Annotated in this window: 10 protein-coding genes; 6 read left to right on the forward strand and 4 right to left on the reverse strand. The window is 73.6% G+C overall.

The window, feature by feature from the left end:
* Window positions 1-106: 106 nt before the first annotated feature.
* The gene (locus ACWEN3_RS28060; protein ID WP_452976288.1) at window positions 107-1,144 is read right to left on the reverse strand and encodes a 2-ketoarginine methyltransferase; all 1,038 of its coding nucleotides are present in this window, start codon (window positions 1,142-1,144) and stop codon (window positions 107-109) included.
* A 176-nt stretch (window positions 1,145-1,320) separates the two neighbouring features.
* Window positions 1,321-2,367, reverse strand: coding sequence for a pyridoxal phosphate-dependent aminotransferase (locus tag ACWEN3_RS28065; RefSeq protein ID WP_452976290.1), 1,047 nt, complete (start codon window positions 2,365-2,367; stop codon window positions 1,321-1,323).
* Window positions 2,368-2,579: 212 nt separating this feature from the next.
* Here ACWEN3_RS28065 and ACWEN3_RS28070 point away from each other — a divergent pair, with 212 nt between their 5' ends.
* The 3 genes from ACWEN3_RS28070 to ACWEN3_RS28080 all read left to right on the forward strand — a co-directional run bounded on the left by ACWEN3_RS28070 (window position 2,580) and on the right by ACWEN3_RS28080 (window position 3,907).
* Window positions 2,580-3,356, forward strand: a complete 777-nt coding sequence (locus ACWEN3_RS28070; protein WP_452976292.1) for a thioesterase II family protein — start codon at window positions 2,580-2,582, stop codon at window positions 3,354-3,356.
* A gap of 11 nt (window positions 3,357-3,367) precedes the next feature.
* Window positions 3,368-3,613: a hypothetical protein gene (locus ACWEN3_RS28075; RefSeq protein ID WP_452976294.1), complete on the forward strand. Its 246-nt coding sequence runs from the start codon at window positions 3,368-3,370 to the stop codon at window positions 3,611-3,613.
* A gap of 123 nt (window positions 3,614-3,736) precedes the next feature.
* Window positions 3,737-3,907: a hypothetical protein gene (locus ACWEN3_RS28080; RefSeq protein ID WP_452976296.1), complete on the forward strand. Its 171-nt coding sequence runs from the start codon at window positions 3,737-3,739 to the stop codon at window positions 3,905-3,907.
* Here ACWEN3_RS28080 and ACWEN3_RS28085 read toward each other — a convergent pair.
* Complete coding sequence (locus ACWEN3_RS28085; RefSeq protein ID WP_452976298.1) at window positions 3,885-6,980, reverse strand: BTAD domain-containing putative transcriptional regulator; 3,096 nt, start codon at window positions 6,978-6,980, stop codon at window positions 3,885-3,887. The two genes, ACWEN3_RS28080 and ACWEN3_RS28085, sit on opposite strands and share 23 nt — an antisense overlap.
* Before the next feature lie 479 nt (window positions 6,981-7,459).
* Between ACWEN3_RS28085 and ACWEN3_RS28090 the strand changes: the two genes are divergently transcribed.
* Complete coding sequence (locus ACWEN3_RS28090; protein ID WP_452976300.1) at window positions 7,460-8,734, forward strand: helix-turn-helix domain-containing protein; 1,275 nt, start codon at window positions 7,460-7,462, stop codon at window positions 8,732-8,734.
* A 68-nt stretch (window positions 8,735-8,802) separates the two neighbouring features.
* Here ACWEN3_RS28090 and ACWEN3_RS28095 read toward each other — a convergent pair whose 3' ends face one another.
* On the reverse strand, window positions 8,803-10,137 hold the full coding sequence (locus tag ACWEN3_RS28095) for an MFS transporter (RefSeq protein ID WP_452976302.1): 1,335 nt from the start codon (window positions 10,135-10,137) through the stop codon (window positions 8,803-8,805).
* Between the two features lie 225 nt (window positions 10,138-10,362).
* Here ACWEN3_RS28095 and ACWEN3_RS28100 point away from each other — a divergent pair, with 225 nt between their 5' ends.
* Together ACWEN3_RS28100 and ACWEN3_RS28105 are read left to right on the forward strand one after the other, a co-directional pair.
* Window positions 10,363-11,646: a cytochrome P450 gene (locus tag ACWEN3_RS28100; protein ID WP_452976304.1), complete on the forward strand. Its 1,284-nt coding sequence runs from the start codon at window positions 10,363-10,365 to the stop codon at window positions 11,644-11,646.
* A 125-nt stretch (window positions 11,647-11,771) separates the two neighbouring features.
* The coding region (locus tag ACWEN3_RS28105) for a condensation domain-containing protein (RefSeq protein WP_452976306.1) at window positions 11,772-12,581 on the forward strand (810 nt) is incomplete at its 3' end.

A 12,581-nucleotide genomic window follows, 5' to 3' on the forward strand; every position in this document is an offset into this window, starting at 1 on the left:
CGCGGGGGGGGGGGCCTTGGCGGGGCGGGGGCGGCGCCGCGCTCGGAGGGGGGGGCCCCCCACCAGGGGGGGGCCCCCCCCCCGACACGGGCCCGTGGCGGCGGGGTTACCGCTTCTTCGCCAGCAGGACGCCGAACTGCAGACCGGTGGAGTCCGCCCGCGGGTCGGGCGTGGCGACGGCCTGCGCGGTGAGACCGAGGCGCTCGAAGAGCCGGTCCCACCACTCACGGGTCTCCAGACGCTGCTCGGTGACCGTGTGGATGAGGAAGTACGGGTTGTAGAAGGTCAGGGCCAGGCCGTGGCTGCCCATGACGGGGGCGAGCGGCTGGTGGTCCATCTCCACGACGAGCCAGCGGGCCTCCGGGTACCGCTCGAAGGTCGTGGCGAGCAGCTCCTCGACGGCCTCCTCGCCCTGCTGCTGCATCAGCTCCTGGAGCACGAACGCCGTCATGAAGCAGATCCCGCGCCCGTTCTCCGGCAGGTCGAGCCCGAGCGCGTCCTGGGCACCGCCCTGGACGATCTGCATCCGGTCCTCCAGGCCGAGTTCGGCGCGGCGGCGCTTGCCGAGCACGATCGAGCCCTCGTGCGGCTCGACGCCGAGGCCCTTGAGGTCGGTCTGCGCGACCAGCAGGTCCATCAGGAAGCTGCCGTCGCCGCAGCCGAGGTCCACGATCGTCTCCGGGCGGTCCGCGGCCGCGGGGTCCAGCAGCTTCTCCACCAGCGGCAGCGCGTCGTAGGCGCCGATCCCGCAGCTGCCCTCGCCCACCTTGGTGGTGTTGCGGGAGGCGTAGCGGCTGCCGTCCCGCAGCACCTCGCCGAGCTGGTCCATGGAGGGGGCGTAGCCGCCGACGAGCATCTCGTACCAGGGCGCGAAGGTCCGCACCTCCTTGGCCTTGGCGCTCAGGGACCAGCCGTCCTCCAGCACCGTGTAGCCCTCGTTGCGCAGATAGCGCAGCAGCCCGCCGACCCGGTAGGCGTCGAGTTCGAGCCGCTCGGCCACCGCCTCCGCGGTCGAGCCGGGGTGCTCCTCGAGGTCGGCGAACAGGCCCTCGTGCATGGCGTGGTGCAGCGCCTGGGCCAGGAAGAACTGGCGGACCGGCTGGGTGTTGTCGATCAGACGGCGCTCGAAGTCGTCGGTGAGCATGGGTGACTCGCCTTCCTCAGGATGTACGGCCGGGAGGTCCCCGGCCGGGGCGGTGAACGGGATTGCGTCAGCGGTGGTGCGTGAGCGGTGACGTGCGCGGTCGGTGCGACCCGTGCGCACGGGGACTCGGACGGCCGGTGGCCGGCACGAAGAGGTCACCGGCGCGAGGCGGTGGCCTACGCGAAGACGGTCTCCGGGGAGAACACGGCGGCCCGCGCCGCGGCGACGTGCTCCAGGCTGCGAGCCAGGCGGGCCTGGTCGTCGCGGGAGCCGACGCTGATCCGCAGCCAGCCGGGCAGGCCGATCACGGAGCAGTCCTTGACCCGGACCCGGTCGAGGTCGAGCCGGCGGGCGAGCGCCTCGCCGACCCGGTCGGCGGGCCGCGCCAGGACGAAGTTGGTCTCGGTGTCGCGGACCTCGGCGAACAGGCCGCTGCCGCGCAGCACCGCGCACAGCTCGGTGCGGGCCGCGCGCACATAGGCGGCCAGCTCGGTCAGGAACTCGGGGCCGGCGAGAAGTCCGGCGCCGGCGTGCAGGCTGACGGCGTCGATCGGCATGAACCGGCGCAGCGGCTCCAGCCGGGCGATCGTCGCCCGGGAGGCGATCAGGCAGCCGAGCCGGATCCCGGCGAGACCGGCGGCCTTGGAGAAGCTGCGGTAGACCAGCAGGCCCTCCTCGGGTCCGTCCGGGCCCAGCCCGTCGAGCACACTGGGGCGGGAGGAGAACTCCTGGTAGGTCTCGTCCACGAAGACGTATCCCGCGGCGGCGCGGACGGCCGCCAGCCACTCGGCGGGCACCAGGTTGCCGGTGGGGTTGCCCGGCTGGGCCAGGTAGACGATGTCCCGCGCGCCGAGGCTCGGGTCGAGGCCGGGGGCGGGCTGCCAGTCGGGGCCGAGCGGGATCGGCACGAACGGCTTGCCGTTGGCCGCCGCCCGGTCCGGGTAGCCGTCGAACCCGGGCCGCGGCCCGAAGGCGCGGTCGGCGAGCGACAGCGTCATGTCGATCGCCTCGTCCACGCCGGCGGTCAGCAGCACCTGGTCGGCGGCCACCCCGAAGTGCGTGGCGGCCAGCGCGGTGACCTCCTCCGTCAGGCCGCGCGGGTAGCGGTGCAGCCGGTGGGCGTTCTCGGTCACCCGCCGGACCGCGAGGGGCGGCGGCCCGATGGGGCTTTCGTTCCAGTCGAGCAGTGCTTCCTCGTCGGCTGCCGGGTGCGCTGCGACCATGGGCCTGCCTCCTGCCTTCTGCGGTCCGTCTGACAGGCCGAGTCTTCAGCGCGGCGGGCCGCTGTCTCCAGGCAGGCGCGGGGCAACTGCGGGCCGCGCGAGAGGCCGTAACTGCCGGGATTCTGCCTGCTGTTCTGCCTGGCCGCAGACGGCGCGCACGGCGATGCTGCGGATGCGGATGCCCGTCGTCGGACATGAGATGGAGCGTGAGCGTGGTGTCGCACAACCCGTGGATCAGCGGCAGGTACGCCGCCGGCGAGCCCCGGATCCGGCTGATCTGCGTGCCGCAGGCGGGCGCCGGGGCCGGTGCCTTCTCCGGCTGGCGCCGGCATCTGCCGGAGGGGCTGGAGATGGCCCCCGTGGAACTGCCCGGCCGGGGCACCCGCGACCGGGAGCCGCTGCCCGTGGACGTGGACGCGCTGATCGAGGAGCTGTACGACGGCCTGCGCGCCGAACTGGACGTGCCCTACGCCCTGTTCGGGCACAGCCTCGGCGGTTCCCTCGCCTACGAGGTCGCCCGGCGGCTCCAGGCGCGCGGGGAGCCGGCGCCGCTCGCCGTGCTGATCTCGGGCGCCCGGGCCCCGCAGGTGCCGTCGCTGCGCACGATGTCCACCGCGGACGACGACCGGCTGCGCGCCTGGCTGATCGCCAACGGCGGCCTGCCGGAGGAGCTGCTGGAGTACCCGTCGTTCCTGCGGGAGATCATGCGCGCGATCCGGGCGGACCTGGCGTACGCGGAGGCTTACCACAATCCCGAACCCGTGCCGCTGGACTGCCCGTTGCACGTCTTCGGCGGCACGGAGGACAGCATCACACCGCCCGAGCAGATCCCGCGCTGGCGGCGCTGCGCGGCCGGCGGGTTCGGCCTGACGATGCTGCCGGGCGGCCACGCCTTCCCGCACACCGGGCCTCAAGCGCTGCTCGAGGTGGTGCATGACATCCTCGCCCCGGCGCTGCCCGCCGGCCGGGCCTTCGCCGGCCGTTCCTGAGGAGGGGACGCATGCCCATCGAAGTCCGTTCCGTCACCGCGGACGGCATGCACGAGGTCGTCAGCGTCACCGACCTGCGCGCGGACGGCGTCCGGGTACCGGCCGCGCTGTCCCCCGCGCAGCTCGCCCTGGTGCGCTCCGTGGTCCGCGGCGAGCTGGATCTGCGGGGGCACGCGTCGGGGGAGACCGTCGCGGAGGTGGTCCTCGGCCCGAACGGCGCCCGGCTGCTCTCCTGCCGGCCCCGGGAACAGGTCTGACCTGCCGATACTCCCGATACCGCGGGGCGCGGTAGCGGCGCGGGATCGCCGCGGGATCGCCCGCTGCCAGGGTTGGACCCATCGGAAGCCACCAGGCGGACGACCAGCCCACCAGGAGTGATGATGCAGAAGTTCTCCGCTTTCGCCGGCACCGCCCTCCTCGCCCTGCTCCTCGGTGCCACCACCGCGACGACCGTGCACCTGCAGGACGGCCGGAGCCACGGCGCCGCCGGGCACCACGCGCTCGCGGAGGACAACGGCCCGACCTCCGTCACACTGGCGCCGCGGGGCTGACCCGTCCGGCCGTGCCCCGCCGGACGGCGGCGGGGACCCCGAGCTGCTCGAAGATCCGCTCCGCCTCGGCGCACTGTTCCGCGGCCGCCTCCGCGTCGCCCAGCGCCCCGGCCGCCACCGCCATCCCCGCCAGCGAGTACGCCTCCTCGACCCGGTAGCCGACGCTCACGGCGGTCTCGTAGGCGCCGCTGTGCAGGCCGAACGCCCGCTCGTGCTCGCCCCGTTCGTGCATCAGCCGGCCGAGCATGTTCTCCGCCTTGGCCCGCCTGGTCGGCGAGGTGCTCTGCCCCACCAGTTCCAGCGCCTGCTCCGCGAAGACCCCCGCCTCGTCCCGGTCCCCCCGCCGCTGGGCCAGTTCCGCGGAGAGGGCCAGCGTCACGGCGACCTGCCCCGCCTCCCTGTCCCCGACGCACAGCCCGCGGGCCTCGCCGAGGCACTCCTCGGCGAGGACGTCGTCGCCGAGGCCCACCAGGGCGAGCGCCAGGTCGGTCAGGGCGACGAACGCGTTCTCGTGCTGGCCGAGCCGCCGCATCAGCTCGACGGCCCGGCGCGCGGAGTCCACCGCCTCCCGGTACCGGCCCCACTGCTCGTACAGGGCGCTGAGCAGGGTCAGGGTGGCCGCCTCCGCGCGCGGGGTGCCCAGTTCCCGCTCCAGCGCGACCGCCGACCGGAGATGGTCCAGCGCCTCCGGGTAGCGGCCGAGCAGGCTGTGGAAGTGGCCGAGGTTGCCCTTGCAGTGCGCCTGGGTGGACTGGTCGCCGGTGCGCCGGGCGATCTCCTGGCCCTCCTCGGCGGCCTTGATGCCCTCGGTGTACAGGCCGAGCTTCCAGCACGACACCCCAAGGTTGGACAGGCACATGCCAAGCAAAGCGTCGTCCTCGAGGTCCCGGGCCGCGGCCACCGCCGTGCGGCTCAGCTCCGCGAACAGGTTCAGGTTGCCCCGGGCGTTGAGGTAGAAGGTGATGCCGCGGGCGAGCCAGACCGCGTGCCGCTGGTAGCCCTCCCGCACGGCGAGCTTGACCACGGAGGTCAGCGTGATGTGCTCGCGGTCGAACCAGCTCCGCGCGTCGTCCGGCGTGCCGAACCCCGGCACCAGCCCGGCCGCCGCGCCGGCGTCGATGCCGCTGTTCCTGCGGCTGCGGCCGGGGTAGAGCAGCTCGCAGGCCGACTCGGTGGCGCACAGGTAGTACTCGATCAGCCGCCGCACCGCGGACGTCTCGTCCCGCCGGTCCTCGGGCAGCTCCCGGCTCAGCCCGCGCGAGAAGCTGCGGACCAGGTCGTGGTACGTGTAGCGGCCCAGCTCCGGCTGCTGCAGCAGCTGGGCGTCGAGCAGCTTCTCCAGATGGTCCTCGGCGTCCCACACGTCCAGGTCGAGCAGGGCGGCCGCGGAGTTGACGTCGATCTCGTTGCCGGGATGCAGCGAGAGGATGCGGAAGGACGCCCGGCAGTCCTCGGGCAGCACCTGGTAGGACAGGCGCAGGGTGGCGGCCACCCCGCGCTCGCCCGAACTCAGCTCGTCCAGCTTGCGGTTCTCGTCCCGCAGCCGGGCCACCAGGTACGGCAGCGTCCACTGCCGGCGGTTGCGCAGCCGCGCGGCGGCGATCCGCATCGCCAGCGGCAGATGCCCGCACAGCCGGGCCAGTTCGGCGGCGGTCTCCGGGTCCGCCGCGGCCGCCTCGGCGCCCAGCAGCTCCCCGACCAGGATCCGGCTCTCGCGCGGGGCCAGTACGTCGACCGCCACCCACTCCGCGCCGTCCAGCTCCACCAGCCGGGCCCGGCTGGTGACCAGCACCAGACAGCCCGGCGAGGTGGGCAGCAGGCCGCGCACGACACCGGCGTCGGCGGCGTTGTCGATCAGGATGAGCAGCCGCCGCCCGGCGAGCGCGGACTGCCACAGCGTCGTACGGCCCACCTCGTCGTCGGGGATCTGCTCCATCGGGATGCCGAGCCCGCGCAGCAGCATCCCCAGCGCCGGGGCCAGGCCGACCGGCTGCTCGTCCGGGGCGTATCCGCGCAGGTCGATGAAGAGCTGGCCGTCGGGATACTCGTCGGCGAGCAGATAGGCGGCGCGCACGGCGAGGCTGGTCTTGCCCACACCGCCCATGCCATCGATCGCCACCACCCGGGCGCCCCGGCCCCGCTGCTCGCAGCGCCGGGCGCCCTCCAGCAGCAGGGCCAGCTCCCGTTCCCGGCCGACGAAGTCGGACAGGTCGTACGGCAGCATGCGCGGGGCGTCCGGCGCCTGCCGGCGGGCGGGCTCCGGCTCGGGCGCGGCGGCCGGCGCCGGGGGAGCGGCGGGGACGGCGGGGGCGGCCAGCTCCGGGTTCTCGACCAGGATGTCCTCGTGCAGCCGGGCGAGCTTCGGGCCGGGCTCGATGCCGAGCTCCTCCACCAGAAGCGTGCGCACCCTGCCGTACTCCTCCAGCGCCTCCGCGCGCCGCCCGGACCGGTACAGCGCCAGCATCAGGTGCCCGCGCAGGGACTCCTGGAGCGGGTAACGGCTGGTCTGCTCGCGTAGCTCGGACAGGAGTTCGGAGGTCTCACCGAGGGACAGGCGCAGCTCGTAGTACCGCTCCATGGCGCTGAGCCGGCGTTCCTCCAGCACCACGGCGGCCGCCTCGACCAGCGGGCCGCCGATGCCGTCGAGCACCCGCCCGCGCCACAGGGCGACGGCCTCGCGCAGGTGCCGTACCGCCTCCCGCGGGCGCCCCTGCTCCGCCGCCGTCCGCGCCTCGCCGGCCAGCCGGTCGAACTCCCCTATGTCCAGGGGCACATCGGTGGCCAGGGCATAGCTGGGGCCGTCGGTGAGCAGCAGTTCCTTGCCGCCCGGGAGCTTGCGGCGCAGATCGGCCACGGCCTTGCGCACCTGGTGCACGGCGGTCACCGGGGGCTCCTCCGCCCAGGCCGCCTCCACCAGCCGGGACACGGTCAGCCGCTTGCCGGGATCCAGCAGCAGGGCCACCAGGATGCGTTGCTGGATCAGTCCGCCGACCTCGATCCGCTCGCTGCCGTGCCACCCCTCCAGCGGGCCGAGAATATTGAAGCGCAAACGTTTTGCCCAGCCATCGCTCACACGTCCTCCCCACCTGAACGCAAGCGTCTCCCCATACCCCCCGGGGGCGTGATCATATCCCGCCAACTTCGGGGAGCATATGGCTCAACCCGTACGGTAACCACAGCCCGCCGCCGTTACCCCCTTTCACCGGAAATCCGCAGGACAACCGGAGATCGAAAGCCGTTCCGACGTCCCCCGGTCATCTCCGCAAGCCCGGAAGCACCGCTTCCATTCAGCCAGCCGCCGCCCGTTCCCCCTGCCGGCCCCCGATCCCGTACCGCCCCACGCGCCGGTCCCCCTGCGTCCGGCACCCGCCCCCATCAGGGCTTTCACCAGGCCACGGACCGGCCGGCCCGCGCCGGTCCTGCCGGGCTACGGCGGCGCGGTACCCGGGCGGTACGTCCACAGGAACGGGAGGGCGAACACTCGTGTGTACCAGGCCTGGCCCGGATCACCGGGCGGGAAAGCTGCCCGTCGCCCAATGGGGGTGAACCGTTTTGATCGACAACCTGTTGCTCCGGCTGCGCCTCCAGTCGGGCCTCACCCAGGAGGAACTCTCCGAGCGCTCCGGGATCAGCGTGCGCACGATCAGGAATTTCGAACGCGGTCTGATCCAGCGCCCGCGCCGCAGTTCCGTCGACATGCTGCTGGAGGTGCTCGACCCCGACCTCAAGGAACGGCTGCGCACCGCGCCGGTCGAGGAACTCGGGGCCGCATCGGGAATGGCGGCCGAATGGCTCCAGCTCGTCGAGCCCGGCGAGGTCGACTGGCAGGGCACCCGGCCGCCGCGCACCTCCCTCATCGGCCGGGAGGACGAGATCGCCAGGCTGGGCGAGCTGCTGACCAGCCATCAGACCGTGGTGCTGACCGGCCCCGGCGGTGTCGGCAAGTCCCGGGTCGCACTCGCCGCGGCCGAGCGGTTCATGCACCGCTTCCCCGACGGGATAGCCGTCGCGGAGATGGGCCGGGTGCCCCGGGAGCGGGACCTGGACGGGCAGACGGCACTGGAGCAGGCGCTGCACTGCGCCACCGCACCGCTCACGGCCGGCCCGGACCCGCGCGGCCGGCACCAGCTGCTGATCCTGGACAACGCCGAACATCTGACCCGGACCGTGCCGGCGCTGGTGGACCGGCTGCTGGGCGAGCGCCCCGCGCTGCGCATCCTGGTCACCGCCCGGCGCACACCGGTACTGCCGGAGGCCGCGCTCTGCGAGCTGCCCCCGCTGCCCGACGACGCCGCCGTGGCCCTGCTGGTGGACCGGCTGCGCACCAGCTGCCCGACACTGGACCTGACCCGGCAGCTGCCGCAGGTCGCCGAGCTGGTGCGCCAGCTGGACGGGCTGCCGCGGTTCATGGAGTTCGCCGCGCACCGGCTGCGGATCGTGCCGCTGTCCGTGCTGCTCGCCGACCACCGCGCCATGCGGCTGCTCGGCTCGGCGGACGGCTCGGTGCTCCCGCACCAGCGCACCCTGGAGGCCAGCCTGCGCTGGAGCCTGGAGCTGCTCGACGAACGGCACCAGCGGCTCCTTGACCGGCTGGCCCGGCACCACGAGGTGTGGCGCTTCAGCGTCGACGAACTCGGCCCCACGGACACCGGCCTGACCGACCTGGAGGTCCTGGAGGTCCTCGCCGACCTGGCCGACTCCTCCCTGCTCCAGGTGGTACGCGGCTCCCGCTACGAGTACCGCCTCCTGCACCACGTCCGAGCGGTCCTGACCACCACCCGCACCCCGGACGCGGTGCCGGTGCCGGTACCGGCCCTGTCGGCCTGACGCGTGAGGGCGGCGTACCCGGGAACCGTCCCCGGGTACGCCGCCCCACCACGGCGGGAGACCGGCGGTCACCGCCCCACCGCACCGGCCTCCTCCGCCTCGGGAACGGACGAACCCAGCTCGGCCACCCGGTCCAGCGGCACGGCCAGCACGTCCAGCGCCCTGGACGTCATCAGCGCGACGGCGAGCGGCACCAGGACCAGCAGCAGCGCGGCCAGCCCCCACGCCACACCGAACACCGCGGCGAGCAGGCCGGCCAGCAACGGCCCCACCCACTCCAGCGCGTACGCCCCGAACCGGTTGACCGCGGCCACCCGCCCGAGCAGCCGGTCCGGCACGAGCCGCATGACATAGCTCTGCAGCACGATGTTGACCGGGACGGTCGCCACCTGGGCCAGGCACACCACCACCGCGATCTGCCACCACTCGGGCACCGCGGCGGCCGCGACGAGTCCCGCCGTGAACACCCACACGCCCGAGCACAGCAGCGGCCGGGGCCGGAAGCGGCGGGCCACGGCCGGGGCGAACACCGAGCCGACCAGACCGCCGGCCACCGTCATCGCCGTGACCACGCCGACCGCGGTCGCCCCGCCGCCCCGGTGCCGGACCAGCGCGACGAGCAGCAGCAGGAACGCCTGCGCCACCATGTTCATCACGGATGCCATGATCACGACAAACCTGAGGAAGGGCTGGTCCCGGACGAACGCCAGCCCCGCGCCCACGTCCTGGAGCATCGTCGTACCCCGCTGCTCGCGCTCGGCGCGGTCCGGCCCCAGCGGCCGGCGGATGTTCAGCGCGCCGAGCGCGGCGCACACGAAGGAGACCGCGTCCGCCCCGAACGGCAGCCAGCGCGTCACGGCGAACAGCCAGCCGCCGAGCGGGGCACCCAGCAGCTGCGCCGCCATGTCCCGCGCCATCGCCTGCCCGTTGGCGGCGGGCAGTTGCTCCGCGCTCACGACGCGCCGCAGCGCCGGGGTGCTCGCCCCGAGGACGACACCCGAGCACAGCCCGCTCACCAGCGCCGCCCCGGCCAGCACCGGCAGCGCCACCCGGTCGGCGCGGACCGCCCAGGCGACCGCGCCCAGCGTCACCGCCTGCAGCAGCGGACCGACGACCAGGATGGCCCGCCGGGACACCCGGTCCGCCAGCGCACCGCCCCACAGGGCGCTGGCCAGGATGCCGATCAGGTTGGCGGAGCCGATCAGGCCCGCCTTGGACACGGAGCCGGTCAGGGACAGCACGAGCAGCGGATAGGCGATGGCCGACACACTCGTGCCGACGGACGACAGCGTGTTCCCGGTCAGCCAGCCCACGTAGTCCGCGTTCCGCCACAGCGAGCGCGGTCCGCTCTCCCCGGCACCACCGGTTCCGGTGCCGTCTTCTGGTTTCGCCGTGTCACTCACCGCGTGCCTCCTCGATCCCGTAGCCGGACATTCCCGGACCCGCGCGGCGGATCGCGAAACTCATGCCGGGGGTCGCCCCATGCTCCTGAATCCACCCGGCCCGGTCCAGGCATCGCCCGGGCATTCGCCGTGGCTCGCAATTGCCGGTGCCCTGCCTGTTGAGCGGGCGCTCCGTGCACTGCAATCGAGGTGCATTCAGCGGCCGTCGAACGGAGGTCTGGTTCCATGTCCAGCCCAACCCTGCATCCGGCCGCTCAGGAAACGGCCGACCTGGACGCGGTGGACCTGACGGACCCGGAGACGTTCCTCGGCCCCGACCTGAGCGGCTACTGGCGCCGGCTGCGCCACGAGTCCCCCGTCCACCGGCACCCCGCCGCCCCCGGCCGCCCCGGATTCTGGGTCGTCAGCCGGTACGCGGACCTTCAAGCCGTCTACCGGGACAACCGGCGCTTCACCTCGGAGAAGGGCAACGTCCTGGTCACCCTGCTGGCCGGCGGCGACTCCGCCGCGGGCCTGATGTGCGCGGTGACCGACGGCAAGCGCCACCGGGACATCCGCAACGTCCTGCTGCGGGCCTTCTCGCCGCGCGCCCTCGCCGGGATCTCCGAGCGGGTGCGCCGCAACACCGGCAAGCTGGTCGCGGCGGCGGTCCGCAAGGGCGAGTGCGACTTCGCCGCCCGGGTCTCGGACCACATCCCGCTGTACACCATCGCCGACCTGCTCGGCGTCCCCCAGTCCGACCGCCGCTACCTCATCCCCCGGATCAGGTCCGCCCTCAGCGCCGAGCACGCCGGGCAGACCGCCGAGGAGAGCTGGTCGGCGCGCAACGACATCCTGCTCTACTTCACCGACCTGATGGAGCGGCGCCGCGGCCAGGACAGCGACGACGTCATCACCGTCCTCGCCAACAGCCGCATCGACGGCGAGCCGCTGAGCACCGACGAGATCGTGCTCAACTGCTACAGCCTGATCCTCGGCGGCGACGAGACCAGCCGGCTCACCATGAACGACGTCGTGCACACCCTGGCCCACGAGCCCGCCCAGTGGGCCGCCCTGCGCGAGGGCCGGGTCGGCGCCGGGACGGCCTGCGAGGAGGCACTGCGCTGGGCCAGCCCGGCCATGCACTTCGGCCGTACCGCGGTGGAACCCGTGGAGCTGGGCGGCCGCCGGATCGAGCCCGGCGACATCGTGACCGTGTGGCACTCCTCGGCCAACCGGGACGAGACCGTCTTCCACGACCCGGACCGCTTCGACCTGGCGCGCACCCCCAACAAGCACATGGCCTTCGGCTACGGGCCGCACTTCTGCCTCGGCGCCCATCTGGCCCGGGTGGAGGTGACCGCGCTGCTGGAGGCGCTCAGGACCTACACCACGGAATTCGAGATCACCGGACCGCCGGCCCGTTTCCATTCCAATTTCCTGACCGGATTCAGCAGGCTGCCGGTCCGCTTCACCCCGAATGAGCGGGCATTCGCACAACACCCCGGAAATGGCCCGGCAATTTCCTGACCGGCCGGTGCGCCGGGGGAATTGCCGTCCCGCTGCCGGGACGCCCCGGCACCCCGCTCCACAGACTGTTCGTGAACCCACTGCCCGCTGTCGTGAGCCCGCACAGACGAGTAAGGACGACCGACGTGACATCCCTCCAGGCGAGTCCGGACACCGCAGTCGCGGCCGATGATTCGGCCGGGAATTTCGACACCCGGGTCACCCGGGCCCAGGAAGGAATGCTCTCCGCCGAGGGGGCCCTTTCCGGAAAGCCCTCCCCGTTCCACGTCATGGTCAGCGCCGACGTCACCGGCCGGCTCGACGAGGACCGGCTGCGCGCCGTACTGGCGCGGCTCACCCGCCGCCACCCGGCGCTGCGCACCGTCTTCACCCGGGACCCGAACACCGCCGAACTCGGCTGCCGCGTCCTGCCGTTGTGGGAGCCGGTGCTCGTGGAGCAGGACCTGCCCGCCCAGCCGGCGGGCACCGACCCGGTGGACGTGGTGCACCGGCTGCTCACCCCGGCCGCCCCCGGCCTGCTGCGCCCCTACGAGCGCCCGCCGGTGCTCTTCGTCCTCACCCGGGTGCGCCCCGGGCACGCCGTCCTGACCGTTCTCGCCCACCACGCGGTGGTCGACGGCTGGAGCATCGGACTGCTCTGGCAGGAGATCACGGCCGGCTGCGCCTGTGCCGGCGACCTCGACCAGGTGCTGCCCGAGGAGGCGGCCCCCGGCACCGCGCTGCTGGTGGAGACCGAACAGGCCGTACGCTCCGGTGACCTGGCCGCCCGCCGGGCGCGGGAGCTGGCCGGCTGGCCCACCGTGGCCGAGCTGCCCAGCGATCTGGAACGGCCGGCGACCCGGACGTTCGCCGGCGGGCGGGGGTGGGTGGGGAGTCCGAGGCCGAGGGGTCGTCCACCGTTCGGTTCGGGTGGCGTTCGGGGCCGGGGTCGGGCG

The organism is Streptomyces sp. NPDC004561, assembly GCF_053602155.1.